Genomic DNA, 26,007 nt, shown 5'->3' on the forward strand with positions numbered 1-26,007 from the left:
TTGTGATCACCACTGCTCGAAGACCGTCTCGGGAACGACCCGGACGGCGACGATGGCGCTCTCGTGCGGCGGTACGGGGAAGGACTCGCGATAGGGCATCCCCCGGTATTTCATGGAGAATTCATCGAAGAACGCAACGGGGTCCGGCACGTCCATGAAATGCGCGGTGCCCCGGATCGCGGCATAGGTGTAGGGGGCGTCCGCCGGGTGGAGCAGGACGCTCACGCGCGCGTCATGCAGGATGTTCCGCTCCTTGCGGCTGCCACGCAGAATGGTGAACAGTACGTCGGAGCCCTCGCGCCGGACCCACACGACGGACTGGTGCGGACGGCCGTCGGGACCGACGGTCGCCACGACACCGAACACGAGGGAATCCAGGGCCTTCTTCAGCGGTTCCGACAGCTCGATCGACACAGAAACAACACTCCCCTCCCGAATCGAAACACTCCACTTTCTCCTGAAGCTCCACTTTCCCCTGAACACGAAGGCACCACCAGCCACTTGAGGCAATCGGTACCGTCCGAAAGGGTCTTCTCCGGTGAGTCATCCCGTCGTCCGAGCCGAGGGTCACGTCTGGCTCACCGCGCGGCTGCTGGAACAGCGCCGCTTCGCCCACCACTTCCTCGCGCCCGATCCCCACGGGGTGGAGGCGGCGCTGCTGGGTTACCTGCGGCCCGACGGAGGCTTCGGCTTCGCGCTGGAACCTGATCTGCGCGGTCCGGGCCCGCAGCCGCTGCACGCGGCCTTCGCGCTGCGGGTGCTGGACGAGATCGGCCGCTGCGACGAGGCCCGTACGGCAGCCCTCCTGCGGCACTTCGAGGCCATCAGCGCGCCCGACGGAGCGCTGCCGGCCGTCCATCCCTCGCTCCGCGGCTACCCCTCGGCCTCCGTTCTGCCCCTGAAGGACGACCCTCCGGGCGCGCTCCTGTCCACCGGTCCCGTCGTCGGGCTGCTGCTGCGCAACGGCATCCAGCACCCGTGGGTGGAGCGCGCCGCGGAGTTCTGCTGGGCGGCCGTCGAGGCGCTGGACACCACCCATCCCTACGAGGTGGAGGCCGCGGTCGACTTCCTCGACGGCGTGCCCGACCGCGACCGGGCGCTGTCCGTGGCGCTCCGGCTGGGGGACATGACACGTGAGCGGCGGATGTATGTGACCGAGCCGGAGCGTGCGGAGGAATTCCCCGTGGCGCGCGGCTACGCGCCGGGCGAGCACCACTTTCCCTACGACGTCGCCCGCTCCCCCGACTCCCTCGCCGGACAGTGGTTCACCGGCCGGGAGATGAAGGACTGCCTGGACTTCCTCGCGGCCCGGCAGGAGGAGGACGGCGGGTGGCCGATCCTGTGGCGCGCGTGGGCGCCCGGGACACGACTGGAGTGGCGCCCGATCGTCACCCTCGCCGCCCTGCTCACCTTGTGCGCGTACGGCCGCCTGTGAACCACGGGGTCAGCCCCTCTCCCGCGGCATCGCCGCGAGCGTGCGCAGGACGACGTCCTCGGGAATCCCGGCCACCAGTTCCACGCCGGACGGCCCGTCGAGCACGAAGGTCAGTCCCGACGTGGCCTTCTTGTCGTGCCTCATCAGGGAGACGAGCTCGGTGATGTCAGTGTTCCCCGGAAGGCCCTCCGGAAGTCCGTAGTGGCGCACGACCTCGGTGTGCTCGCGCGCGCGGTCGGCGCCGACGCGCCCCAGCGCCTCGGCGAGCCGGCCCGCGAAGACCGTCCCGATCGCCACGCCGAGGCCGTGCCGGAGTCCGAAGTCCGTGGCGATCTCCAGCGCGTGGCCCAGCGTGTGGCCGTAGTTGAGGATGTGCCGCAGGCCGGAATCCCGCTCGTCGGCCGCGACGACGGACGCCTTCAGCCGTAGGCTCGCGGTGACCTGGTCGTGGACGGCGAGGCCGCGGAGGTCGCCCGCGCCGATGAAGTGGCAGCGCGCTATCTCGCCGTAGCCGTTGGTCCACTCCTCGGCGGGCAGCGTCTCCAGGTAGGAGGTGTCGCACAGCACGGCCTTGGGCTGCCAGTAGGCGCCGACGAGGTTCTTCCCCTCGGGCAGGTTGACCGCGGTCTTGCCGCCGACGCTCGCGTCCACCTGGGCCAGGAGGGTGGTCGGCAGGTGCACCACCGGCACACCGCGGTGGTGCAGCGCCGCCGCCAGGCCGACCGTGTCGGTCGTCGAGCCCCCTCCGCAGGAGACGACGACGTCGTGGCGCGTGATGCCGAAGGTGGTGAACTTGCGGCACAGGTCCTCGACGGTCGCGAGCGTCTTGTGCCGCTCGCCGTCACGCGCCCGGACGATCAGCGCGGGCACCCCGGGATCGGGCACCAGGCCGGGGGGCCGGGCGGTCACGACGGCGGCCCGGCGCGCGCCGAGGGAGGCGACGATGCCGGGCAGGAGGTGGCGCACCCCCGGCCCGACGTGCACGGGATAGGACCTCTCGCCCAACTCCACGTCGATGCGGCTGTGCTGAGGCTGCGGCACTTCGGGCTCCTCGCTCGTAGGGGCGTTCGGTGCGGTGCGCGGCCACGCCCGGCGCTCAGCGCCCTTCCGCGCTCTCCAGGACGTAGCCACGCCCCCGGACGGTGCGCACCCTCAGGCCCAGCGCGGCGAGGCGCCGTCGGATCCGCATGATGTGGAGGTCGAGGGCGTTGCGGCTCGGGACGGTAGGGCCCGGGGGCAGGCTGAGCAGGTCGTCGCGGGTGACGACCTCGGCGTAGGACTCGGCGAGCCGGGCGACGAGCCTGGCCTCGGTGGGTGAGAGCAGGGCGGAGCGCCACCGGAAGCGCAGCACTCCGTTCGGGTCGACCTCGGGCCGGGACTCGGCGGCGGCTCCCCTGATCCGCAGTGCCTCGGCGCGGGCCCGCAGGTCGTCGGCGCTGACGGGGGCGCGGACCCAGTCCTCCTTGAGGTCGACGCACAGGGGCGCCTCGACGCCCGCCTCCAGCACCAGGATCCGCATGACGCCCCGGTCGCGGCAGCGCTCCCGCCGGCCGGACTCCACCGGCCAGCGGATCAGCTCCACCCTCTCCACCGCTGATGCTCGCAACGCGCGCCCCCTCCACGGCAACTGAGCTCCATACACCCGGACTTCACTCAATCACACAGAAGTGCACGCGCGCACCAGTGCCCACAGAGGCAGCGGAGGGGAACAGGTTTCCGTGGCCTCTTCCGGGAAGAGGGCCCTCCCGTGAGAGGCCACGGAACCACGGAAGGTCAGACGGCCTGGGCGAAGGAGAAGAGCCGGTACGGGTCGTAGTCCGCCTTGACGGCGGCCAGGCGGCCGTAGTTCTCGGCGTAGTAGGCGGACTTCCAGTCGCCCAACTCCGGGTCGATGAAGTTCTGGTAGCTCTCGCCGTTGGAGCAGGGGTCCAGCGTGCGCAGCCCGCGCGCGGCCCAGGCGCGGCCGAGCCGCTCGTCCTCCTCCGTGTACTTCGGGTTGTTCAGGCCGACCGAGAATCCGAGGTAGAACTCGGTGTCGCGGTGGACGTACGCGGTGGCGGTGCGGTCGGGGCGGTTGGCGACCCCGCCGAGGGCGAAGAAGCTCAGGAAGCGGAACTGTCCGGCGCACGGGTCGGCGGCGTACGCCTCCAGGATCCGCTCGACGCCTCCTTGTCCGATGGCCCGGGAGAAGAGCCGGTTGCGGTCCATGGAGAAGTTCTGCCGGGGCAGCGCGGCCTCGGGCGAGTAGCCGACCGTGTGGCACTGCTCGGGCGTGAGGTCGGCGCAGCCGTACTGGGCCATCATCGCGTCGTGCTGGGAGAGCGTCTTGGTGGAGCGGGTGGCTGGGGCGCCGCCCACGGAGGCCACCAGGGAGTCCAGCACGGGGGTGAGCGCGTCCGGGGCGCCCAGCCAGGCGCCGGTGACGACCACGACCGGCGCGCCGGTTCCGGCGTCGGGCCACTGCACGGCCATCGCGGCGCCGAGATCCCGGGGGCCGTCGATGATCCAGTGCTGCCACGCCTCGACGACCCGCCGCGCCGACTCCCACGGCCAGGTGAGGTTGTAGCTGACGACGGAGGGGACGTCCGTGGGGCGCAGCTCGAAGCTGGTGACGACGCCGAAGTTGCCGCCACCTCCGCCGCGCATCGCCCAGAACAGGTCGGGGTGTTCGGTGGCGGAGGCGGTCACGGCGCGGCCGTCGGCGAGCACGACGCGGGCGGAGAGCAGCCGGTCGCACGCCATGCCGAACTTGCGGCTCTGCCAGCCCAGGCCGCCGCCCTGGACGAAGCCGCCGGGGCAGACGCCCGGGCAGTTTCCGCTCGCCACGGCGACGCCGCGCGGCGACAGGGCCGTGAGGGCGTCCACCTGCTGGGTGCCCGCGCCCATGACGACGGTGTTCCGGGTGAGGCCCACCGCGTGGAACTCGGAAACGTCCAGGACGATTCCGTCGGTCGTGGAGTAGCCGCCGAAGCTGTGCCCGCCGCTGCGCGGGGTGAGGGGCAGCGCGTTGTCCTGGGCGAACGCGAGCGTCGTCCGCACGTCCCCCTCGGTCCGGCAGTACGCGACGGCCTGCGGGCGGATGCCGTCGAACTGGCCGCTGTAGAGCTTCCTCGCCCGCTCGTAACCGGTGTCCGACGGCAGGACGAGGTCACCCGACAGATGGCGGCGTAAGGAGGCCCAGTCGGCCCCGCGCGTCGCCGTGCGCCCTCGCGCGCCCGGCAGGCCCACGGCCGCCGCACCGGTGGCGGCCGTACCGGCCACGGCGGCGGCCGCCGCCATCCCCGCGCCGACGCGAATGACGGTCCGTCTGTCGAGCATGACGCTGACTCCTTCTGCCGACCCCGAGCACACGAGGCATGGTGAACATGCGCGAAATCACCTGTGATTGTGCTCAATCGGACCGGAGGACGGTCCTACCTGTCACCCCGTCGAAAGAAACACCGCCGTCCGGCGGCTCGGCTCCCCGCCGGTGCGTCTCCCGTGCGAGCAGTACCGCGCCCTGCAGGGAGGACCGTCCGCCGAGCACCGCCGGCCGCACCCGCACCGGATCCGTTCCGGGGCGGGCCAGCCGCTCGACGTGTGCCGTCACCGACGCGACGTATCCCGGCACGCCCGCCGCGAACCCGCCGCCCACGAGGACGAGTTCGGGGTGTGCCAGCTCGCAGACGCCGGTCACGGCGGCGGCGACCGCCGCGGCGCTCTCGTCGACCGCTGTCTCCGCCCACGGGGCGTGCAGGCGCGCCCCGGCCACGAGTTCCTCGAAACCGGTCATCCGGCCGCGCAGTTCGGCGGCCCGCCGGAGGGTGGCCGGACCCGAGGCGACCGCCTGGACGCAGCCGGTGCGCCCGCAGTCGCAGCGGGGGCCCGAGCGGTCGACGACGACATGGCCGACCTCGCACGAACCGCGGCCGGGGCCCGGCCAGGAGCGGCCTTCGTGGACGATGCCGCCGCCGATGCCCGTGCCGACACCCACGTACAGCAGATTCCGGCGGCCGGCGGCGTGTGCCTCCGCCAGGGCGGCGAGATCACCGTCGTCGGCGCAGGCCACCGGGATGCCGGGCAGCAACTTCCCGAAGGCGGCCGTCAGATCGAGGCCCACCCAGCTCGGCCGGCCCGGCCACGTACGCACCGTGCCGGCCGCGTCGCAGATCGCGGGCATGGCCACGCCGACCCCGGCGAGGGGCTCCCCGCCGCGTCCCAGAAGGCCGCGTACCCTCGCGGCGAGAAGGTCCATGTCCGCGGTGACGTCACCGGCGGCGGGCCAGCGGAACGTCTCCTCGGCGCGGCCGCCGTCCGGCTCACCTCCGGTGTCCCCGGCCACCCGCAGGGCGACCTTCGAACCTCCGACGTCGATTCCCAGGTATCTGATCGCCTCTTCCCTCCGTCGGGAGCGGTCGGGAGCCGCCGCGAGCAACTGCACGGGAGGTCCGGCCCGTTCACGACGGGGCCTGGTTGTGCCGACGGGCAGTCACGGCAAAGCTGTGGAGCATCTCCAGCACCGTAGGGCAACATCCGACCGGGGTACAGATGAGGAGCGGTCGATGGAATCACTCGGGCCGGTGGCCGGTGTCTCGGGTACCACACGGCTGTACGCGGTACTGGGCGACCCCGTCGCCCAGGTCAAGGCGCCCGGACTGCTCAACCCGCTGCTGAGCGGACCCGGTATGGACGCCGTGGTGGTACCGGTGCACGTCCGGGCGCGGGATCTCACCGAGGTGGTCGAGGGGCTCAAGCGGATCGGCAACCTGGACGGCCTGCTGGTCACCGTCCCGCACAAGGCGGCCCTGTGCGCGCTCGCGGACGGGCTCGGGCCGGCGGCCGCCCTCATCGGGACGGCCAACGCGATGCGGCGCGACCCCGACGGCCGCTGGTCCGCCGAGAACTTCGACGGGCTCGGGTTCGTCCACGGGCTCCGGGCGGCCGGGCACACGGTGCGCGACAGCCACGTGGCGCTGGCCGGCGCGGGTGGGGCGGGCAGCGCGATCGCCACGGCGCTGCTGATGGCCAGCGCCGCGCGGGTGTCCGTGCACGACACCGACCGCGCCCGGCTCGACGCGCTGCTCCTGCGGCTCGGATCCCGCTGGCCGGACGGGATCCGGGCCCTCGGCCCCGGCGACCTGGAGGCGGCCGGCTTCGCCGTCAACGCGACGCCGCTGGGCATGCGCCCCGAGGACTCGCTGCCCTTCGACCCGTCGAGGACGCGCCCGGATGCCGTGGTGGTCGACGTCGTCATGAAGCCCCACGAGACGGCGTTGCTGACCGCGGCCGCCGCCGTCGGGCGCCGCGTGCACCACGGCATCCACATGCTGGAGCAGCAGGTCCCGTGCTACCGCGCGTTCTTCGGGTGGCCGTGAGCCGTCAGGACTGCCGCACCAGCAGCGGCTCGGACGACGCCGCCGGCCCCGTCGGGGCCAGCAGGCCCGCGTCCGCGCGCAGGATCCTCAGGTGCAGTTCCTGGAGCTGGCGGCCCGGGTCGATGCCCAGGTTCTCGGCCAGGCCCTGGCGCATCTGCATATAGGCGGCGAGCGCCTCGGCCTGCTTGCCTGAGCGGTAGAGGGCGAGCATCAACTGCAGCCAGTGCGGCTCGTGCAGGGGGTTCGCGGCGGTCAGCGAGCGCAGTTCCCCGACCAGTTCCTGGTGGTGGCCCAGTTCGAGTCGGGCGTCGATGTGCGCCTGGACGGCCTCGGACCTGAGGTTCTCCAGCTCCGTGATGCGCTGGGTCACGGTGGAGATGGCGTTGGCGTCCGCGTAGGGCTCGCCCCGCCATTCGCCGAGCGCGAGCGTGAGGTAGCGGGACGCGAGGCGCGGGGCGCCCGCGGCCAGGGCGGTCCTGCCCTCCCGCACCAGGCTCTCCGCGCGTACGGCGTCGAGGTGGTCCGGAGGGATGTCCAGGACGTATCCGGAGGGACGGGTGAGCAGCCACCTCCCTTCGTTGTCGCCGAGGACCCGCCGGAGCCGCAGGACGGCGACGGCCACCGCCTTGCGGTCGGTGGCGGGCGGGTTGTCGGCCCACACCTCTTTGAGGATGCGTTCGGTCGACATCGCCTGCCCCAGCCGGGCGGTCAACGCGGCCAGCAATGTGCGTACGCGAATTCCGCTTACCGCCGCACCCGTTCCGGTATCTCCGGCCGAGCGGACTTCCAAGGGACCGAGTATTCCGACCTGGGCGGACTTCGACGTGCGGGGCCGGCTGAACCTGCCGGCCTCCCCGCAGGGCAGTCCCGTGATCTTCCAGGCCGGGGCCTCGCCCGTGGGCCGGGAGTTCGCCGCGCGGCACGCGGAGGTGATCTTCACCCGGCACACGCGGCTGTCCGACGGCCAGGAGACCTACGCCGACCTGAAGCGACGGGTCGCCGCCGAAGGCGCCACCTTGCGCGACCGCCTGGGCCTCCCACGACCGGCCGACCGCCGCCGAGCGGCCTGATCCGGCGCGGGCGCCGCCTCCGGGCAGGGCCCGCTTCGCCCACGCCGCGGTTCGCGCCCATCGGCCTGCGGACCGCGGCGAGAGCAGCCGACGCCGCGAGGGCCATGACGTCCGCATCCGGCATCCGCCATGGCAGGTGGAATTCACTCAGGCGAGCCTTGCCGAAACAGCGACGATCAAAACGGCAGGGGGCCCGGATCGCGAACTCCGCGAACCCCGGACATTCGAGCGGCGTTGACAATCCGGTCCGCGGCGAAGGGAATCCAGAGGCTGGAATTCGCCGCCAACTCCGGGTCTTTCATATGACGTTCACTCGCTCGTCCGAGTGAAACACCACCGAGACCTCTGGCTAACGTTGACTCGTTGCGCTCTCCTGGAATTCCGCCTCTCCGGACACGGGGTCTCATCGGAGAGCAGTCTCCCACCAGCGGCGCGATTTGCCCGGCTTGACACCTGTTTCATCCGCCTGGGCAACCCCTGGAAGTGCCCGCGTTCTTGTCGACTTTCTTTTCCCCGCGTCCTTGTCACGCCCCCTGTAAAGCGTTGGATGCGCCCGGCATCCGGCACCATCGGGAAGGAAAGAAAGATGAGCAGAAGCAGGTTCACCACGACCGCCTCAGCCCTCGCGCTGACCGTATCGGGGCTCCTGGCGGCCGCCACCGGAACGGCTCAGGCGGGAGCCTACGACAACATCAACATGCAGAAACAGGAAAAGTCCCAGTGGTGCTGGGACGCCTCGGGCAACACCATCGCCAGTTGGTGGGGCTACAACTACAGCCAGACCGACTTCTGCAATCTCGCCCACAACGCGACCGGCGTCAGCTGCGACAACCAGCCGGCCACCCTCGGCGACATGGCGGGCGCCTGGCAGGGCATGGGCTTCAGCAACACCGGCCAGGGAGTGAACAGTCCGCTGTCGTTCAGCGAGGTCTCCAACGAGGTCAACGCCAGCCGGCCCATGGCGGTGCGCATCGGCTGGACGTCCGGCGGCGGCCACATGAACGTCGTCTACGGCTACGACGAGTCGAACAACACCATCGCCGTCGGCGATCCCTGGCCGGACACCCAGACCTACACCTGGTGGAACTACAACGACTACGTCAGCAACAGCTCGTTCAAGTGGACGCACAGCCGCGAGCGGATCCAGGGCTAGGGAGGACATCATGCGCGACAACAGCAACTCCGGCACGCGGCGCACCACTCGACTCGCCCGTCTGTCCCTCGGCCTCGCACTGGGCGCGTCGGCGGCGCTGGCAGCGACGACCGGAGCGGCCCACGCCGCGGACGGCCCCCTCGACATCCCCGACTACCAGGCCGCCCTGGACGCGGTGAAGTCGACGGCCGTCCACAACTCCATCTGTCAGTTCCTCAGCGTTCCGGTGCCGCACGGCGGCGCCCGAGGAGCCCAGTCCGTTCCCGCCAAGACGGACCCGTGCCAGGGCGTGCCGTCCTTCACCGTCAAGGACCCGGTCGCGCTGTTCGAGGTCACCCCGGACTTCGTCGCCGGCAAGGCCAAGCCGGTCCTCACCGAAGCCCTCCGGCTCGCCTACGCGGTGTCTTCGGTCAGCGCGGACAACGGTCGCAGCGCCACCGTCATGCTCGGCGCCACCCAAGGCGGCGGTTGGCACCTGGCCGCCGTGCGCGAGGGCGACGGCGACGCCACCTACCCCACCAAGGGGGACCTGGGCGCCGCCGTGTTCTCCGCACCGCAGGACCACGCCTGGTACCAGCTCAAACTCGACACCGTGCAGCCCCTCAACGACGCGGCCAAGAGCGCTCTCGGCGGCAAGTCGTCAGTGTCCCTGGCCGATTACCAGAATTTGCTGAAGGGCCGTCTCGCCGACAAGCTGCCGGGCTCGGCCTACGACACGAAGGGCTATTCCAGCGGCTACCAGGCCGCGGCCCCGGCACATCGCTCCTCGTCCCCGGCCCCGCTGATCATCGGCGGCTCGGGCGCGGCGCTGGCGTGCCTCGGCGGCGCCTTCGCCGTCCGCCGCAGGCGCGCGGCCAGGGCCCGCTGACCCCGCCACGACGAGCCACCCCTCTTCGCCCCGGTGCCCGGCCGCTCGGCCGAACGCCGGGGCGAAGCCATGACACGGGTCAGCTCACCTCGTTGTACCGCTGGAGATACCCGGAGAAGCGCTCCAGATCCTCGTCGCCCCACTCCGTGAAGCGCTCCTCGAAGGTCACTCTGCGCTGCCGGTGCGCTTCCTCCAGGAGCCGCAGGCCGTCCTCGGACGGCCGCAGGATCTGGCCCCGGCGGTCGTCGGGGTCGGGCTCGCGGACGATCAGGCCCAGGCGCTCCAGTACGGCGGTCTGCCGGCTGACCGTGGACTTGTCGAGCAGGAAGTGCTCGGCCAGGTCCGTGCCGCGGCAGCCACCGGTCTCCTTCATGTGGTCGAGCATGGTGTAGGTGACCAAGGACAGCTCGGGGTGGATCTGAGCGGCCTTGTGGCGTGCCCGGCGGGCGAAAGCGGTCAGCTCGCGCTGGATGGTGCCGATGGTCACATCGCGGTCGGGCATACGTCCTCCTCCATGTTCGTTGCATAATACATCTGACATTGGTTGCATTTACCAACCTAATCCGGAGGAGCCGCCCCATGACCACAGCCGCGCACGAACCACTCCACGCCGCACACGGGCCGCGCCACCACGCCAAGCACGTCACCCTCCACCTCCTGACCCCGCTGCTGATGTGCCTCGGCATGGGCCTCGCCTACCTGGGCGCCTTCCACTCGCCGGAGCCGCACGAGATGAAGATCGCGGTCGTCGGCACCTCGGCCAGGGCGGACGCGCTCGCCCGGACCCTCCAGAGCAAGGCCGGCGACACGCTGGACGTCACCACCGTCGCGGACCGCAAGACCGCCGTCGCGCGCCTGGAGGACCGCGACCTCGCCGGCGCGTACGTCCCGGACTCCGCGCACCCCGAGGCGCTGGTGGCCAAGGCCAATTCCGACACCACCGCCGTGGCGGCCACGACCGTCTTCCGCACCGTCGCGGACCGGCAGGGCGTGCCGCTGACGGTCACCGACCTCACCACGCTCTCCAAGGGCGACCCGACCGGGCAGGGCATCTTCTTCCTGCTGGTCGCGCTGAGCATCGGCTCGTACGGCAGCGTGGCCGCCATCGGGGCCGCCGGCGCGGCCTTCAAGCTGTGGACCCGGGCGGCGATCGGCCTGGCCACCTCCGTCGTGGTGAGCGTCATCGGCATCGCGCTCGCCGGGCCGGTCTTCCACATTGTCGACCACGACTACGCGACCGTGTGGGCCATGGGCTGGCTCTACTCTGCGGGCGTCATCACCATCGGCATCGGCCTGCACACCTTCCTCAAGCGCTGGACGACGCTGGCGCTGATGGTGCTGTTCGTGATGCTGAACTTCACCTCGTCGGGCGGCGTCTTCCGGCCGGAGCTCCAGAACGGGTTCTTCGGCTCGCTGCACGCATTCTGGAACGGCGCGGGCTTCGTCGAGGGCGCCCGCAGCCTGCTCTACTTCGACGGCGGCGCGGGCTTCGACGGCCGCGTCCTGTCGCTGGTGTGCTGGCTGGCCGGCGGCGTGGCGCTGCTCGCGGTCTCGGCCGCGGCCGAGAGCCGGCGGGCGCGGCGGGCACTCCCGGCCTCCCCCGCTGTTGCTTGACATCCTGAAACACTTGACATCCTGAAACATTGGTATTTACATCGAAGCAGGTGCTTGAGCACCTCAAGCACCTGCTGCCGAGCCCGACCGGCGAGGCACCCCGCACCCACGATCGAGGCACCATGCACCACCCCGCTCCCGAGCAGCCCGCCGACGTCGTCGCCCGGCTGCGCGCCACCTTCCGCACCGGCCGCACCAAGCCCGTCGCCTGGCGCACCACCCAGCTGCGCGGCCTGCGCACCATGCTCACCGAGGAAGGAGCGGCCCTCGCCGCCGCCCTCCACGAGGACCTCGGCAAGAGCGCGCACGAGGCGTACCGCACCGAGATCGACTTCACGATCCGCGAGATCGACCACACCCTCGACCACCTCGACGCCTGGCTGCGGCCCGAGCCGGCCCCGGTGCCCGCGCACCTCGGCGAGGCCACGGCCTGGACGCAGTACGACCCGCTGGGCGTCGTCCTGGTGATCGCGCCCTGGAACTACCCGGCACAGCTCCTGCTCGCCCCCGTGGTGGGCGCGCTGGCCGCGGGCAACGCCGTGGTCGCCAAGCCCAGCGAGCTGGCCCCGGCCACCTCCGCGGCCCTCGCCCGGCTCCTGCCCCGGTATCTCGACACCGACGCGGTGGCCGTCGTGACCGGCGGCATCCCGGAGACCACGGCCCTGCTGGAGGAGCGGTTCGACCACATCTTCTACACCGGCAACGGCACCGTCGGCCGCATCGTCATGACGGCGGCGGCCAAGCACCTCACCCCGGTCACCCTCGAACTCGGCGGCAAGTCACCGGTGTTCGTCGACAAGGACACCGACCTCACGGTCGTGGCGGCGCGGCTCGCGGCCGGCAAGTTCCTCAACGCCGGCCAGACGTGCGTCGCGCCCGACTACGTCCTCACCGACCCGGAGACCGCCCGCGCGCTGGAGCCCGCCCTGGCCCGGGCCGTCGAGGAGCTGTACGGATCCGACCCGGCGGCGTCCGGGACGTACGGGCGGATCATCAACGAGCGCCACTTCGACCGGCTGTCCGCCCTGCTCGGCTCCGGACGCGTGGTGACCGGCGGCGGCACTGACCGCGCCACGAAGTACATCGCCCCCACCGTGCTGGCCGACGTCGCCCCGGAAGCGCCGGTCATGCGGGAGGAGATCTTCGGCCCCGTCCTCCCCATCGTCACGGTCGCAGGCCTGGACGAGGCCATCGGCTTCATCAACGACCGCGACAAGCCGCTGGCGCTCTACGCCTTCACCGACTCCGAGGCGACCCGGCGGCGCCTCGCGGCCGAGACCTCCTCCGGAGGGCTCGGGTTCGGCCTTCCGCTGGCCCACCTGACAGTCTCCGACCTGCCGTTCGGCGGGGTCGGCGAGAGCGGCATGGGCAACTACCACGGCCGCTACTCCATCGAGACGTTCAGCCACCGCAAGGCCGTGCTCGAGAAGCCGCTGGCCTGAGAGGCCGTCGTGAGTCGTGGCGGGAGGCCGCGTCCGGTACGCCGGGCGCGGCCTCCCGCCATGGCCGGATGTGACAGATACCCGTCATTGCGGTCATGGCGACCGGCGGCGACGATGGACACATGTCCCGCACCCACCGTGTCGTCATCGCGGTCTTCCCCGATGTCGACCTCCTCGACGTCACCGGCCCGGCCGAGGTCTTCGCGCTCGCCAACCGGGAGACCGGTGGCCGCGCGGGCTACCGGGTCCGCCTGGCGGGCCCGGAGCGCGGGGAGGTCACCACATCGGCCGGTGTGCGGCTGCTCGCCGACCTGTCCTTCGGCGAGGTCGGCGCCGCGGTGGACACCCTCCTCGTCCCCGGCGCGGTGGACCTGCGCCCGGACGGCCCGGTGGCCCGGATCGACCAGGAGGTCGTGGACTGGGTGCGGGACACCGCCCCGCACGCGCGGCGGGTGGCGTCGGTGTGCGTGGGCGCGCACCTGCTGGCCGCGGCCGGCCTGCTGGACGGGCGGACGGCGACCACGCACTGGTCGACCGCGGCCCAGCTCGCCGCCGAACACCCCCGGGTGACGGTGGACCCGGATCCGATCTTCGTCCGCTCGGGACGGGTGTGGACCGGGGCCGGGATCAGCGCCTGCATGGATCTCGCGCTGGCCCTGGTGGCCGAGGACCACGGCGAGGACCTCGCGCTGGCGGTGGCCCGGCAGCTGGTGATGTACCTCAAACGCCAGGGCGGGCAGAGCCAGTTCAGCGTCCCGCTCAGCCGCCCCGCCACCTCGCGGCGCGACATCGACGAGCTGCGGCACCACATCGCCGACCACCCGGACGGCGACCTCTCCGCGGCCGCGCTGGCCGGGCGCATGAACCTCAGCGAGCGGCACTTCGCCCGGGTCTTCCGCAAGGAGACCGGCACCACTCCGGCCGACTACGTCGAGGCGTCCCGTGTGGAGGCCGCCCGCCGTCTGCTGGAGAGCACCGACGAACCACTGGAGAAGGTCGCGAAGGCCAGCGGCCTGCGCTCGGTGGAGACGCTCCACCGGGCCTTCCGCAAACAGCTCGGCACGACCCCGGCGGCCTACCGCCGCGGTTTCCGCACCACCACCTGAACCATCCCTCCTCCGGCAGGCGAGCGCCGCGGCGCGGCGCGGCTTCGCCATGCCCGCATCCCTCCAGGAAAGGAACCCTTCCATGACCGCTTCCACGACCCTGCGCGACGTGATCGGCCTCGACGGCCGGCTGCCCCGCCTGGCCGGCACGACCCTGATCATGATCGACTTCCAGAACACCTACCGCACCGGCGTGATGGCGCTGGACGGCGCCGAGCCGGCCCTGGCCGCCGGCGCGCGCCTGCTCGCGGCGGCCCGCGCGGCGGGCACCCCGGTCGTCCACATCGTCAACGACGGCGGTGCGGGCACCCCTTACGACATCCGCGCCCGGATCGGCGCCATCAGCGACGAGGTCGCCCCGGCCGAGGGCGAGCACGTCGTGGTCAAGCGCTTCCCGGACGCCTTCCACGACACCGGCCTCGAGAAGATCCTGCGTGACCTCGGCGCGGGTCCCGACCTGGTCCTGGCCGGCTTCATGACCCACATGTGCGTCACCTTCACCGCCCAGGGCGCCTTCAACCGCGGCTACCGCCCCACTGTCGTCGCCGAGGCCACGGCCACCCGTCCCCTCACCGCCCCCGACGGCACCCTCGTGCCCGCCGCCGTTCTCCAGGCGGCGAGCCTGACCACCGTCACGGACCTGTTCGGCACCGTGGCGCCCACGGTGGACGACCTGCTCGGGAGCTGACAGCCCGGCCGGCAGGGCCGCTGCCGCCGCAAACACCGGCGGCAGCGGCCCTGTTGTCACTCCGCCATCTCGTACGCGCCGGACAGCGCCTCGACGCGCTCCCAGACGCGCGCGGAGCGGGCCTCGTCGACGACCGGGCGGCGGACCACGCCCAGCGCCCAGCCCTGCTGCTCCGCGGTGGCGGAGTCCTTGCCGTGCAGCTCGACGGCGTGCGCGGAGAAGTCGCGGACGAGGACGGCGAACAGCTCGTCGAGCACGTCCTCGTCGAGACCGGTCAGCCGCGCCTGCTCCAGGATCAGCTGGCCGTGCACGACGAGCGCGAACAACTGGCCGACGGCGAGCAGGAGATCGAGGTCACGGCTCTGCTCCTCGTCGGGAGCGGCGGTGGTGACGAACGCGCACAGGGCGTCCGCCTGCTCCCGGAAGCGGCCGACGTTGGGCACGGCGGCGTAGGCGTCGTACGCGGTGCGCCAGTCGTGGAAGCGTACGGAGCCGAGGCCGCGGGCCGGTCCCTGGCGGAAGAGGAACGCGTCGTCGGCCGCGTCGAGACGGGTCGGCACCGGCGCGTAGTCGGCCGGGTCCAGCAGGTGGTTGCGCATGAACTTGAGGATCAGCGCGAGGTTGACGTGGACCGTGCCCTCCAGCTTCGGCAGCCCGCGGATCTCGGTGGCGGCCTGGGCGAAGTAGGTGTCCTTCTCGAAGCCCTTGGCCGCGATGACGTCCCACATCAGGTCGATGACCTTCTCGCCCTCCGTGGTCACCTTCATCTTCGTCATGGGGTTGAAGAGCAGGTAGCGGCGGTCGTCGGGCCCGGCGGACCGGAAGTAGTCGACGGCGCGGTCGCTGAACAGCTTCATCCCGACGAGACGGACGTACGCGTCGGTCAGCTCGCGGCGCACGTGCGGGAAGGCGGTGACGGGACGGCCGTAGAGGACGCGGTTGTGCGCGTGGGTGACGGCCTCGTACATCGCGTGCTCGCAGATGCCGATCGAGGCCGTGCAGAGGTTGAACTTGCCGACGTTGACGGTGTTGAGAGCCGCGTCGAACGCGGCGCGGCCGGTGTGCAGCACGTCCTCGGGACCGACCGGGTAGTTCTCCAGGCGGAACTCGCTGACGTACTTCGAGGAGTCGACGACGTTCTTCACGAGGTGGTACGCCGGGTGGCGGCTGTCGGCCGCGAAGAAGACGTAGCCGTCGGGGCCCTCGACGTCGGTGCGGCGGCCGAAGACGGAGACGAGCCCGGCGGCGTTGCCGTTGCCTATATAGTACTTCGAGCCGCCGGCCCGGAAGCCGCCGTCGCCGTCGGGCTCCAGCAGCATGTCGGTGGAGTAGATGTCGGCACCGTGGGCCTTCTCGGACAGGCCGAAGGCGAACACCTCGCCCTGGGTGAGGAGTTCCGCGGCACGGGCGCGGGCGGCGGCGTTGTCGCTCTGCCAGACCGGGCCGAGGCCGAGGATGGTGACCTGCCACGCGTACCAGTAGTCGAGCCCGTAGAAGCCGAAGATCTCGTTGAGCGCCGCGATCCGGGCGGTGTCCCAGCGCGCGTCGCCCTGCCCGGCGGCGGCCGGGGTGAGGAAGGTCGCGAACAGCCCCTCCTTGGCGGAGAACGCGAGGAAGTCCGCCAGCCAGGCGCGGGAGCGGTAGTCCTCGATCAGCTTGCGCTTGCCGCGCTCCTCGAACCAGGCGACGGTGGCGCGCAGCAGCCTGCGGGTCTCGGGGTCGAAGTGCGCCGGGTCGTAGGTGCGCGGGTTGAACAGAAGCTGGTCGGCCATGGATGTTCGCCTTTCCGGCTTGACGGTTGAGAGGGTCGGGGAAGTCGGGGTTCAGCGCTGGGGACGGAGCCGGTGGAGGGTGGCGAGCACGTCGTCGAGCCAGGCGACCGTCATCCGCTCGTACGCGATGCCGCCGCGCAGCACGACGTGTTGCAGCTCCTGTCCGGCGTCGAGCGCGCCGGGGGCCTCGGTGCCGGTGAAGTCGCGCACCTCGCCCGCGAGATAGTGCGCGAGCCGCTCGGTGTGCGCCCGGTGGTGCCGCTCGACCTCGCGGATCAGCGCGGCGGGGTCGTCGAACGCCGCGCCGCGGATCTTCACGGCGAGGTCGTGGCGGACGCTCTCGGGCTCGATCGGTTCGTGCAGCCAACGGGAGAGGACGGCCCGGCCGGGGGCGGCGACGGAATACTCCTTCTTGTCCGGCCTGCCCTGCTGCGGCACGTCCCGGACATCGAGCCGGCCGTCGCCCTCCATCCGCTTGAGGACGCGGTAGATCTGCTGGTGGGTGGCGGTCCAGAAGTATCCGATGGACCGCTCGAACCGCCGGGCCAGCTCATAGCCGGAGCCCGGCTTCTCCAGCAGGGAGACGAGGATCGCGTGCTCGAGCGCCATGCCCCGGATCCTGCTATGCAACTCGTTTCATATACAAGCGGCGCCACCCAGGTGAGACACGGCTCACCCGGCGTGTGTCCGCCCCGGGGCGGCCACGGCCGGCCCCCTGTGATCGCCACGCCCCCGGCGCCTCTCCCGCACAGCCCTCCCCCGGTGTCATCCTGGACGCATCTGCGGGACGTCTGCGGGGAGCGCCCCGCGGGAAGGGGCCCACCGTGCTTCGCGTCGCAGTCGTCGGGTCGGGACCGAGCGGGGTCTACACCGCCCAGGCGCTGGTACAGCAACAGGACGTCCCCGGAGTGACGGTGGACGTCCTGGACCGGCTGCCCTGTCCGTACGGGCTGGTGCGCTACGGGGTGGCGCCCGACCACGAGAAGATCAAGTCGCTCCAGGGCACCCTGCGCGCGGCGCTGGAGCACCCGGCCATCTCCTTCCTGGGCAATGTCCCGGTCGGTGACGGGCCGGGCGGTCTGACACCGCGTCGGCTCCTGGAGCTCTATCACGCGGTGGTCTACTGCGTCGGCGCCGCGACCGACCGGAGGCTCGGCATTCCCGGCGAGGACCTCCGCGGCAGCTTCTCGGCCACGGAGTTCGTCTCCTGGTACAGCGCCCACCCGGACGCCTCGCCCGGCGGCTTCGTCCTCGGCGCGCGCTCCGCGGTGGTCATCGGGGTCGGCAATGTGGCGGTCGACGTGGCCCGGGTGCTGGGCCGCGGCGCCGACGAGCTGCGGCCCACGGACGTGCCGGACGCGGCCCTGGCGGCGCTCGCCGCCAGTCGCGTGCGGGACGTCCACATGGTGGGCCGGCGCGGGCCCTCCCAGGCGAAGTTCACCACCAAGGAACTGCGCGAGCTGGGTGCCCTGCCGGGCGCCGAGGTCCTCGTACGGCCCGAAGAGGCGGCGCTGGATCCGGCGTGGGCCGACCCGTCGGGGCTGCCGTCGGCGAGCAGACGGAACGTCGACGTCCTGCGGGGCTGGGGGGAGGCGCCGGGGCCGGGCCGGGCGCGCCGGATCCACCTGCGGTTCTTCCTGCGCCCTGTCGCCCTGCTCGGGGACGGCGCGGTGCGCGCGGTGCGCTTCGAACGGACCGCGCCGGACGGGCACGGCGGCGTGACCGGCACCGGCCGGTTCGAGGAGATCGAGGCACAGTTGGTGCTGCGGTCGGTGGGTTACCGCGGGGTGCCGATCCCGGGGCTGCCCTTCGACGGCGAGCGCGGGACCGTGCCGCACGCGCAAGGCAGGGTGCTGCGCGACGGGGCCCCGTCGCCCGGCGAGTACGTCGCGGGGTGGATCAAGCGCGGGCCGACCGGAGTGATCGGCACCAACCGTTCCTGCGCCAAGGAGACGGTCGGCTCACTGCTGGCCGACGCCGAGGCGCTGAAGGCGCGCCGCCCCGTCGAGGACGCGCGTTCCGCGCTGCGCTCGAGCGTCCGGGAGGTGGTGGAGTGGCCGGGCTGGCTGGGGATCGAGGCGGCGGAGTCCGCGCTCGGCCGTCGCCTGGGCCGGGGGCCGGTGAAGATCCCGGACTGGGACGGGCTGCTGACGGCGGCCCGCACCCGGCGCTGAGGGCGTCGGCGGCCGGGCGGTTCAGTCGCTCGCGAGCCGCTCGGCCTGCTGGGTGGCCGAGGTGAGAAGGGCGTCGAGCAGCCCGGGGAAGAGGGCTTCGAGGTCGTCGCGGCGCAGGGCGTTCATCTTCGCGGTGCCGCGGTAGATCTGCTGGATCACGCCGCTCTCGCGCAGGACGCGGAAGTGGTGCGTGGTGGTGGACTTGCTGACCGGCAGCTCGAACACCGAACAGGACAACTCGTCCTCGGCGCCGGCGAGGCAGCGGAAGATCTTCAGCCGCATGGGGTCGGAGAGCGCGTGCAGCACGCCTTCGAGACGGATCTCGTCCCGCTCGGGGTGCTCCAGCGAACGGCCCGGGGACGGGGGCCGGGTCTGCGTCGTCACGGCTGCTCCTTCAGGTCGGCAAGGCTTCGGAGGGCCCGTGAAGGCGGAACCGGGCACCGGTGTACGAGATCCATCGTACTTCGACGCCCCGCCTACTACGAGAGGCATCGTACGAGTTTCGGCCATGACACCGGCCAAAAGCGGTCAGCCGCACAAATGTTTCCATTTTTCGCGCAACCGTACATGCGTGTCGATCATCTGTAGAAGTGTGGCGGGGGGTGCTGTCGACCGGTTCGGGCGACGCGGCCGTGACCGCCGCTTGCTCTGCTGAAACGAGAAAGGTCGACTCACGTGCACGTCGGATCGGGCCGTCGCTCCGTCCTGTTGGCATCCGCCCTCATGGGTTCCCTGGCGCTCAGCGCCTGTTCCGGGGGGTCCGGCGGCTCCAGCGCCGCCGGGTCCGAGGCCCGGATCACCGTCACCCCGGGCGAGGGCAAGGAGGTCGAGCTCGGCTCCCCGATATCGGTGAAGGCCGAGGGCGGCCGGCTCACGGGCGTGGAGGTCAAGGACGACAAGGGGCAGAAGGTCGCCGGGCAGTTGACCGACGACGGCTCCTCCTGGACCTCGGAGGGCAAGGTCGGCCCGCAGACCACCTACACCGTGCGTTCCACGGCGAAGGGCGGCAAGGACGGCAAGGGCAAGGAGTCCTCCTCCACCGCGACCTTCACCACGAAGCAGGCGCCGAAGCTCAACAAGCTCACCAACACCCCGGGCGACGGGCAGACCGTCGGCACGGGCATGCCCGTCTCGATCCTCTTCGACAACCCGGTGGACAAGAGCAAGCGCGCCGAGATCGAGAAGTCCCTGAAGGTCACCACCCAGCCGAAGGTGGAGGGCGCCTGGGGCTGGGTGAAGGACTGGTCGGGCCAGGACCGGATCGACTGGCGCCCCAAGGACTACTGGCCGTCCGGGACCAAGGTCTCCGTCAACGGCAACCTCGCCGGCGTCGACTCCGGCGAGGGCGGCTGGTTCGCGCATAACTACCAGTTCGGCTTCGCCATAGGCGCCGACCACAAGGCCGTCATCGACGTCCCCAGCCACACGCTGACGATGTACGAGAACGGCAAGCCTGTCGGGGACATCAAGGGCTCCGCCGGCTCGCCCGTGGACCCGACGCGCGGCGGCGTCCACACCGTGCGCAGCAAGAACGCCGCCGAGACCATGGACTCGTCCACCATCGGCCACGGCAACGAGTGGATGCTGGACTCGAAGTGGGTGACGCACCTGACCGCGTCCGGCACCTTCCTGCACTCGGCACCCTGGAACCAGTCGCTCGGCGTGGAGAACAACAGCCACGGCTGCTTCGGCATGACCACCAGCGACGCCAAGCGGGTCTACGACTTCCTGCCCATCGGCTCGACCGTCGAGGTCAAGAACACCAGCAGCACCAAGGTGACCGACGTCGGCAACGGCCTCGAGGTCTGGCAGGAGTCCTGGGACCAGTGGCAGAAGCGCAGCGCGCTGAAGTGACCGTTCCTTCGGTCCATCCGAAGTAGCCGTTGCCTCGGTTCATCCGTGGCGACGTGGGCCGGGGGCCGCGGGAGTTGCTCCCGTGGCCCCCGAGCCGTCAGGCGGCCCTGCGGTACTGCGCGGGCCGGCGCGGCGGCAGCCCCAGGGCGGCGGCCGCGTGCAGCGGCCAGTAGGGGTCGCGGAGCAGTTCGCGGCCGAGGAGCACCGCGTCCGCCCGGCCCGATGTCACGATCTCCTCGGCCTGGGCGGGGTCGGTGATCAGGCCGACGGCGGCCACGGGCAGACCGGTCTCCTCGCGCACCCTGGCGGCGAAGGGGACCTGGTAGCCGGGCCCGGTGGGGATGGTGGCGTCGGGGCTGTTGCCGCCGGTGGAGGTGTCGAGCAGGTCCACGCCGTGCGCGGCGAGATCCTTCGCGAACCGCACGGTGTCGTCGGCGGTCCAGCCTTCCCGGTCGTCCTCGGGGTTCTCCGTGAGCCAGTCCGTGGCGGAGATCCGGAAGAACACCGGCAGTTCCTCGGGCCACACCGAGCGCACCGCGTCCACGACCTCCAGCGCGAACCGGGTGCGGTTCTCGAAGGAGCCGCCGTACTCGTCGGTGCGGTGGTTGCTGTGCGGGGACAGGAACTCGTTGATCAGATAGCCGTGGGCGCCGTGGATCTCGACGACCTTGAAGCCGGCCGCGAGCGCCCGCCGCGCGGCGGCCGCGAAGTCGGCGACCACCTGGGCGATGTCGTCCTTGGTCAGCTCGCGCGGCGTGGGGTAGCCCTCCGCGAACGGCAGCGGGGAGGGGGCGACGGTCGTCCAGCCGTGCGCCTCGGGGCCGGCGGGACCGCCGCCGCGCCACGGCCGCTCGGTCGACGCCTTCCGTCCGGCGTGCCCGAGCTGGACACCCGGCACCGCGCCATGGGCCTCCAGGAAGGAGGTGATGCGCCGGAACGCCTCCACCTGCCGGTCGTTCCACAGCCCCAGGTCCGCGGGCGAGATGCGCCCCTCGGGAGAGACGGCCGTGGCCTCGGTGAGGATCAGGCCCGCGCCGCCGACGGCCCGCGCGGCGAGGTGGGCGAAGTGCCAGTCGTGCGGCACGCCCGCGTCGGGGCCGTGGTCGTCCGCACTGTACTGGCACATGGGCGCCATCCAGATCCGGTTGGGGATGGTCAGCGAGCGCAGGGTGAAGGGCTCGAAGAGGGCACTCATCAAAGACTCCGTTTCCGCCGGTGCAGCCGACGCACTGCGACTGGTACGAGAAACACCGTACTACGAGAATTCTCGAATTACGAAACCCTTCGTACAAGGCATGGAGACCCTCGTTCGAGGGACACCGGCCCGGCCGGAAGCGGCCCATGGGCCGGACGCGTTCGTCCGGGCACGCGCTGAGCCAGTAGAGTGACGCCCCGTGGCTGCACGACCTTTGAACGAGATCGTCGAACACGGCTGGGCCAAGGCACTGGAACCGGTGGCCGGGCGCATCGCGTCGATGGGTGACTTCCTGCGCGCCGAGATCACCGCGGGCCGTACCTATCTGCCCTCCGGCGCGAATGTGCTGCGCGCTTTCCAGCAACCCTTCGACGACGTAAGGGTGCTGATCGTCGGTCAGGACCCGTATCCGACACCCGGCCATGCCGTGGGGCTGAGCTTCTCGGTCGCGCCCGAGGTGCGCCCGCTGCCCGGCAGCCTGGAGAACATATACCGGGAGATGCACACCGACCTGGGCCTCCCCCGCCCGTCCAACGGCGACCTCACGCCGTGGACCCAGCAGGGCGTCCTGCTCCTCAACAGGGCCCTGACCACCGCTCCGCGCAAGCCCGCGGCGCACCGGGGCAAGGGCTGGGAAGAGGTCACCGAGCAGGCGATCCGCGCGCTCGTCGCCCGCGGCGGCCCGCTGGTGGCGATCCTGTGGGGCCGCGACGCGCGCAATCTGCGGCCACTGCTGGGCAGCGTGCCGTCCGTCGAGTCCGCGCACCCCTCCCCCATGTCGGCCGACCGCGGCTTCTTCGGCTCCCGGCCATTCAGCCGGGCCAACGAGCTGCTGGCCCGCCAGGGGGCCGCCCCGGTGAACTGGCAGCTGCCGTGAGCCGGCCGGGCCGGTGACACGGGCGGCGGGCCATGTCCTGGGGGTCGACTCGGGCGGTTCGGGCATCCGGATCGCCCTGGCCCCCGCGGACGACAGTGGCCCTCCGCTGACCTGGGCCTCCCCGGCTCCGGCGGGGATGGCCGCCCGACGGCTCCTGGACGACATCCTGCCCGCCGCCAGGGACCTGCTCGCCCGCGCCGGAGCGCGAACCTGCGAAGCCGCCTGTGTGGGCGCCGCCGGAATGGCCGCGCTGGGCGACGAGCTCCGCGCCGTCCTGCCCGACGCGCTGCGCGAGGCGCTCGGGGTGCGCCGCCTCGCACTCGCCTCGGACGCGGTCACCGCGTACGCGGGGGCACTCGGGCAGCGCCCCGGCGCGGTCGTGGCCGGGGGCACCGGGATGATCGCGCTCGGCACCGACCTGACCCCGGAGGGCGGTTGGCGCCGCGCGGACGGCTGGGGCCACCTGCTGGGCGACTGCGGCAGCGGCGCCTGGATCGGCCGCGCCGGGCTCGAGGCGGGCTTGCGCGCGTACGACGGACGGGCCGGCGGGTCGGACGCGCTCCTGGCGCGGATGACCGCCGTCCTCGGCCCGGCGCCGGATCTGCCCGGCGCGCTCTACCCGCGCCCGGACCGGCCCGCGGTCCTCGCCTCGTTCGCACCCGAGGTGGCCCGGTGCGCTCCGGAGGATCCTGTCGCCGCCCGGATCCTCCGTGAGGCGGCCTGGCACATCGCCGGGGCCGCCGCTGCCGTATGCCCGCGCCGACGGCCGGTTTCCGGCCGATCGGCGCGCTCGGCGGCGGAAACGGCCGCTCCGGGAGCGGCTGGTGTGACACATGAAGTCGCACTCACGGGCGGGCTGTTTCGCATGGGTGACCCGCTGCTCGCACCACTGCGCGAAGAATTGCAATCGCAACTACCCCACGCGCGGCTCGTACCCGCCCAGGGCACACCGCTCGACGGCGCATTGCGCGTGGCAGGAGCCTTGATGACGGACAGTCTGCGCTTGCCGGCAGACCCCGTGATGTTGCGTATCATTTGCTGAACGGCTCCGCGTGGACCGTATGTCAGGACGAATAAATCCGGACAGACGGCGCTGTATCGCCCCCGCCCGAACGGCCTGGTGCGATGAACGGCTAACATGCGGCGCCATGAGTTCCCCCACAGGGCCCGCGCCTGGCCTGCCTGTACGAATGCCGCGTCCCCGCCAGCCCGGACGGCACCGGCGGCCGGAACCGGCGGCCGCGCCGACGGGCGCGCCGCCGCTCGTCCTCGCCGTGCCGGGGACGCCCGACCTCACCACCCGCCGGCTCGCCGAGGAGACCCTCAGCATCGCCCGCTCCGAGCTCCCCGGGCTCGACGCGCGCATCGGCTACGTGGACGCCGACGGCGGCGACGTGGGGTATCCGTCGCTGGAGTCGGTCCTGGCCCACGCGTCCGCCCAGCGGGCCGCTCGCGCCGGCGAAGCCCAGGACGGCCCCGAGGGGGACGGAGCCGACTCCTGGGACCGCTTCCCGACCGCCGTGGCCGTGCCGCTGCTGGCGGGGCCCGACAGCTCGCAGCTGCGCCGCATACGCCAAGCGGTGATGAACAGCGGTTCCGTCACCGAGCTCACCGACACGCTGGGCCCGCACCCGCTGCTCGCCGAAGCCCTGCACGTGCGCCTCTCCGAGGCCGGGCTGGCCCGCGCCGACCGCGCACGACTGTTCACAGTTGCAACCGCCGCGGACGGCATCATCCTGGCGACCGTCGGTGGCGAGGAGGCCGTGCAGGCGGCGGGCATCACCGGAATGCTGCTGTCGGCCCGCCTTGCCGTGCCGGTGCTCGCGGCGGCGCTGGACGAGGAAGGTGCCATCGCCCGCGCCGCGGAGCAGCTGCGCTCCTCCGGCTCCCGGAACCTGGCGCTCGCGCCGTGCATCATCGGCCCCGAGGTGGCCGAGGGTCTCGCGGCCGAGGCCGCGCGCGAGGTGGCCTGCGCCGCGGCCGAGCCGCTGGGCGCCTACCCGGCGATCGGCAAGCTGGCCCTGGCGAAGTACGCGGCCGTGCTGGGGCTGACGACCCAGCCGTCGCTCCAGGGCGCGCCGGTCCGCTGACGCTCCATCCCGTACGCACGCGCGTGACCGGCAGGGCGAACGCTGCCGCCACGTGCCGCACACCCTGACGGCACGGCCACGGAACCGCGGGCCGGAGCCGTCCGGCCCGGAGGGGCTCCCGTGATGCGGGAGCCCCTCCGGCCTTTTCGGTCGCTCGCGTCGCTTCCGTCGCTTCCGTCGCCTCAGGAGAAGATCACGCAGGAGGCCGCGGCCACGGCGAGCGACCCGGCGGGGCTCGGTATGCCCGTGTCGGGGTCGATCTCGAACCAGGTGACGTCCCCCGACCGCTCGTTGGCGGCGTAGAGATACCGTCCGCCCGGGTGGAGCGTCAGATCGCGGGGCCAGTGGCCGCCGCAGGGAGTCGAGGCGCGGATTCCGAGGATGTCGCCCGACGCGTCGAGGGCCAGGGTGGTGATGCTGTCGTGCCCCCGGACGGCGACCCACAGGAACCGCCCGTCCTCGGAGACGACGGGCTCCGAGGGATAGTCGACGGTGCCCGTGCCCGGGATGAGGACGCGCGTCTCCCCGGTCGGCACCAGGGAGCCTTCCGCCGCGTCCCAGTGGCACACCGTGACGGTCGGGTCCAGCTCGTTGAGGACGTAGGCCCGGTCGCCCCGGGGATGGAAGGCCAGGTGCCGGGGTCCCGTCCCGGAGCGGAGCCGCGCCTCGTGGTGCGGGCGCGGCAGACCGGACGCCGGGTCGAGGGCGTAGATCCACACCGAGTCCGTGCCGAGGTCCACCGCGAGCAGCCGGCGTCCGGAAGGATCGGGCACCACGGCGTGCGCGTGCGGACCGCGCTGCCGGTCTGCCACGGGTCCGGAACCCCGGTGCGGCAGGACGGCGGACGGCGCTCCGAGCGCTCCGCCCGTCCGGACCGGGAGGGCGCTGACACTGCCCGAGCGGTAGTTGGCGGTGAACAGGTGCGTACCCGCGAAGGCGAGGTGCGTCGGCGCCTCACCGCGCACGAGGACCGGCTCACCGAGCGGTTCGGGCCGGGCGGGATCGGCCAGCGAGAAGGCCGCGGCGGCGCCCTCGTCGGTCTCGCTCACCGCGTAGAGCACATCCGCTCCGGGAGACAGCGCGAGGAAGGACGGGTTGGCCACGGCGTCGGTGGAATACACCGGTGTGAGCGCGCCCGTGCGGCTGTCGACCTCGGCGACCGTCACACCGGGCCCGCCCGCCGCCGTGAACGAGCCGATGTACGCGAACCGCCCCCGTCGGCTGTGCTGGTCACTGCTGATCACCGTGCCGCCTTCCCCCACCGAATCACTCTGTGCACCTGACGCTACACGGAGCCACTGACAAGTCCGAGGTC

Annotated in this window: 26 protein-coding genes; 14 read left to right on the forward strand and 12 right to left on the reverse strand. The window is 72.1% G+C overall.

Features of this window, described 5'->3' with window-relative positions; all coding sequences use genetic code 11:
• Window positions 1-6: 6 nt before the first annotated feature.
• Window positions 7-414 (reverse strand): PPOX class F420-dependent oxidoreductase, encoded by a 408-nt coding sequence (locus AB0435_RS02070; protein WP_366002317.1) that lies wholly within the window; start codon window positions 412-414, stop codon window positions 7-9.
• Between the two features lie 124 nt (window positions 415-538).
• Here AB0435_RS02070 and AB0435_RS02075 point away from each other — a divergent pair, with 124 nt between their 5' ends.
• Window positions 539-1,435, forward strand: coding sequence for a hypothetical protein (locus AB0435_RS02075; RefSeq protein WP_366425956.1), 897 nt, complete (start codon window positions 539-541; stop codon window positions 1,433-1,435).
• A gap of 9 nt (window positions 1,436-1,444) precedes the next feature.
• Here AB0435_RS02075 and AB0435_RS02080 read toward each other — a convergent pair whose 3' ends face one another.
• From AB0435_RS02080 to AB0435_RS02095, 4 genes are all read right to left on the reverse strand, one after another.
• Window positions 1,445-2,476 carry a 3-dehydroquinate synthase family protein gene (locus AB0435_RS02080; RefSeq protein ID WP_366425957.1) on the reverse strand — a complete coding sequence of 344 codons (1,032 nt, stop codon included), beginning with the start codon at window positions 2,474-2,476 and terminating at the stop codon, window positions 1,445-1,447.
• A gap of 55 nt (window positions 2,477-2,531) precedes the next feature.
• Window positions 2,532-3,041: a winged helix-turn-helix domain-containing protein gene (locus AB0435_RS02085; protein WP_366002314.1), complete on the reverse strand. Its 510-nt coding sequence runs from the start codon at window positions 3,039-3,041 to the stop codon at window positions 2,532-2,534.
• 167 nt (window positions 3,042-3,208) lie between these two features.
• On the reverse strand, window positions 3,209-4,753 hold the full coding sequence (locus tag AB0435_RS02090; RefSeq protein ID WP_366425958.1) for an FAD-binding oxidoreductase: 1,545 nt from the start codon (window positions 4,751-4,753) through the stop codon (window positions 3,209-3,211).
• 73 nt (window positions 4,754-4,826) lie between these two features.
• A complete protein-coding gene (locus AB0435_RS02095) occupies window positions 4,827-5,855 on the reverse strand; it encodes an ROK family protein (RefSeq protein WP_366002312.1) in 1,029 nt (342 codons plus the stop codon).
• Between the two features lie 121 nt (window positions 5,856-5,976).
• Between AB0435_RS02095 and AB0435_RS02100 the strand changes: the two genes are divergently transcribed.
• Entirely contained in the window at window positions 5,977-6,789 is an 813-nt protein-coding gene (locus AB0435_RS02100) for a shikimate dehydrogenase (protein WP_366425959.1), read from the forward strand.
• Window positions 6,790-6,793: 4 nt separating this feature from the next.
• Here the strand turns inward: AB0435_RS02100 and AB0435_RS02105 are convergent, their stop codons facing one another.
• Window positions 6,794-7,729: an AfsR/SARP family transcriptional regulator gene (locus AB0435_RS02105; protein WP_366425960.1), complete on the reverse strand. Its 936-nt coding sequence runs from the start codon at window positions 7,727-7,729 to the stop codon at window positions 6,794-6,796.
• On the opposite strand from AB0435_RS02105, the gene AB0435_RS02110 reads away from it, so the two are divergent.
• From AB0435_RS02110 to AB0435_RS02120, 3 genes are all read left to right on the forward strand, one after another.
• Window positions 7,614-7,859, forward strand: coding sequence for an LLM class flavin-dependent oxidoreductase (locus tag AB0435_RS02110; protein ID WP_366425961.1), 246 nt, complete (start codon window positions 7,614-7,616; stop codon window positions 7,857-7,859). The genes AB0435_RS02105 and AB0435_RS02110 overlap by 116 nt on opposite strands.
• A 586-nt stretch (window positions 7,860-8,445) precedes the next feature.
• Window positions 8,446-9,012, forward strand: coding sequence for a papain-like cysteine protease family protein (locus tag AB0435_RS02115; protein ID WP_366425962.1), 567 nt, complete (start codon window positions 8,446-8,448; stop codon window positions 9,010-9,012).
• A 10-nt stretch (window positions 9,013-9,022) separates the two neighbouring features.
• Window positions 9,023-9,880, forward strand: coding sequence for a hypothetical protein (locus AB0435_RS02120; RefSeq protein WP_366002306.1), 858 nt, complete (start codon window positions 9,023-9,025; stop codon window positions 9,878-9,880).
• A 79-nt stretch (window positions 9,881-9,959) separates the two neighbouring features.
• Here the strand turns inward: AB0435_RS02120 and AB0435_RS02125 are convergent, their stop codons facing one another.
• The gene (locus AB0435_RS02125) at window positions 9,960-10,382 is read right to left on the reverse strand and encodes a MarR family winged helix-turn-helix transcriptional regulator (RefSeq protein ID WP_366002305.1); all 423 of its coding nucleotides are present in this window, start codon (window positions 10,380-10,382) and stop codon (window positions 9,960-9,962) included.
• A gap of 77 nt (window positions 10,383-10,459) precedes the next feature.
• Between AB0435_RS02125 and AB0435_RS02130 the strand changes: the two genes are divergently transcribed.
• The 4 genes from AB0435_RS02130 to AB0435_RS02145 all read left to right on the forward strand — a co-directional run bounded on the left by AB0435_RS02130 (window position 10,460) and on the right by AB0435_RS02145 (window position 14,730).
• Complete coding sequence (locus AB0435_RS02130; protein ID WP_366425963.1) at window positions 10,460-11,494, forward strand: hypothetical protein; 1,035 nt, start codon at window positions 10,460-10,462, stop codon at window positions 11,492-11,494.
• 122 nt (window positions 11,495-11,616) lie between these two features.
• Window positions 11,617-12,936: an aldehyde dehydrogenase family protein gene (locus AB0435_RS02135; RefSeq protein ID WP_366426036.1), complete on the forward strand. Its 1,320-nt coding sequence runs from the start codon at window positions 11,617-11,619 to the stop codon at window positions 12,934-12,936.
• A gap of 122 nt (window positions 12,937-13,058) precedes the next feature.
• The gene (locus AB0435_RS02140) at window positions 13,059-14,042 is read left to right on the forward strand and encodes a DJ-1/PfpI family protein (protein ID WP_366002303.1); all 984 of its coding nucleotides are present in this window, start codon (window positions 13,059-13,061) and stop codon (window positions 14,040-14,042) included.
• 82 nt (window positions 14,043-14,124) lie between these two features.
• Window positions 14,125-14,730: an isochorismatase family protein gene (locus AB0435_RS02145; RefSeq protein ID WP_366002302.1), complete on the forward strand. Its 606-nt coding sequence runs from the start codon at window positions 14,125-14,127 to the stop codon at window positions 14,728-14,730.
• A 56-nt stretch (window positions 14,731-14,786) separates the two neighbouring features.
• On the opposite strand, the gene AB0435_RS02150 is transcribed toward AB0435_RS02145, so the two are convergent.
• Together AB0435_RS02150 and AB0435_RS02155 are read right to left on the reverse strand one after the other, a co-directional pair.
• Window positions 14,787-16,502, reverse strand: coding sequence for an acyl-CoA dehydrogenase family protein (locus AB0435_RS02150; protein ID WP_366425964.1), 1,716 nt, complete (start codon window positions 16,500-16,502; stop codon window positions 14,787-14,789).
• A 51-nt stretch (window positions 16,503-16,553) separates the two neighbouring features.
• The gene (locus AB0435_RS02155; RefSeq protein WP_366002300.1) at window positions 16,554-17,111 is read right to left on the reverse strand and encodes a PadR family transcriptional regulator; all 558 of its coding nucleotides are present in this window, start codon (window positions 17,109-17,111) and stop codon (window positions 16,554-16,556) included.
• A 215-nt stretch (window positions 17,112-17,326) separates the two neighbouring features.
• Between AB0435_RS02155 and AB0435_RS02160 the strand changes: the two genes are divergently transcribed.
• Window positions 17,327-18,676 carry an FAD-dependent oxidoreductase gene (locus AB0435_RS02160; protein WP_366002299.1) on the forward strand — a complete coding sequence of 450 codons (1,350 nt, stop codon included), beginning with the start codon at window positions 17,327-17,329 and terminating at the stop codon, window positions 18,674-18,676.
• A 21-nt stretch (window positions 18,677-18,697) separates the two neighbouring features.
• Here AB0435_RS02160 and AB0435_RS02165 read toward each other — a convergent pair whose 3' ends face one another.
• Entirely contained in the window at window positions 18,698-19,060 is a 363-nt protein-coding gene (locus AB0435_RS02165) for a helix-turn-helix domain-containing protein (protein WP_366002298.1), read from the reverse strand.
• Window positions 19,061-19,351: 291 nt separating this feature from the next.
• Between AB0435_RS02165 and AB0435_RS02170 the strand changes: the two genes are divergently transcribed.
• A complete protein-coding gene (locus AB0435_RS02170; protein WP_366425965.1) occupies window positions 19,352-20,530 on the forward strand; it encodes an Ig-like domain-containing protein in 1,179 nt (392 codons plus the stop codon).
• A gap of 97 nt (window positions 20,531-20,627) precedes the next feature.
• On the opposite strand, the gene AB0435_RS02175 is transcribed toward AB0435_RS02170, so the two are convergent.
• Window positions 20,628-21,725: an NADH:flavin oxidoreductase/NADH oxidase gene (locus AB0435_RS02175; RefSeq protein WP_366002296.1), complete on the reverse strand. Its 1,098-nt coding sequence runs from the start codon at window positions 21,723-21,725 to the stop codon at window positions 20,628-20,630.
• 199 nt (window positions 21,726-21,924) lie between these two features.
• Here AB0435_RS02175 and AB0435_RS02180 point away from each other — a divergent pair, with 199 nt between their 5' ends.
• From AB0435_RS02180 to AB0435_RS02190, 3 genes are all read left to right on the forward strand, one after another.
• Window positions 21,925-22,602 carry a uracil-DNA glycosylase gene (locus AB0435_RS02180; RefSeq protein WP_366425966.1) on the forward strand — a complete coding sequence of 226 codons (678 nt, stop codon included), beginning with the start codon at window positions 21,925-21,927 and terminating at the stop codon, window positions 22,600-22,602.
• A gap of 13 nt (window positions 22,603-22,615) precedes the next feature.
• Window positions 22,616-23,644, forward strand: a complete 1,029-nt coding sequence (locus AB0435_RS02185; protein ID WP_366425967.1) for a BadF/BadG/BcrA/BcrD ATPase family protein — start codon at window positions 22,616-22,618, stop codon at window positions 23,642-23,644.
• 106 nt (window positions 23,645-23,750) lie between these two features.
• A complete protein-coding gene (locus tag AB0435_RS02190; protein ID WP_366425968.1) occupies window positions 23,751-24,692 on the forward strand; it encodes a hypothetical protein in 942 nt (313 codons plus the stop codon).
• Window positions 24,693-24,874: 182 nt separating this feature from the next.
• Here the strand turns inward: AB0435_RS02190 and AB0435_RS02195 are convergent, their stop codons facing one another.
• Window positions 24,875-25,933 (reverse strand): lactonase family protein, encoded by a 1,059-nt coding sequence (locus tag AB0435_RS02195; protein WP_366002387.1) that lies wholly within the window; start codon window positions 25,931-25,933, stop codon window positions 24,875-24,877.
• Window positions 25,934-26,007: the final 74 nt, after the last annotated feature.

Source organism: Streptomyces sp. NPDC051173 (assembly GCF_040689515.1).
Taxonomy (GTDB): Bacteria; Actinomycetota; Actinomycetes; order Streptomycetales; family Streptomycetaceae; genus Streptomyces.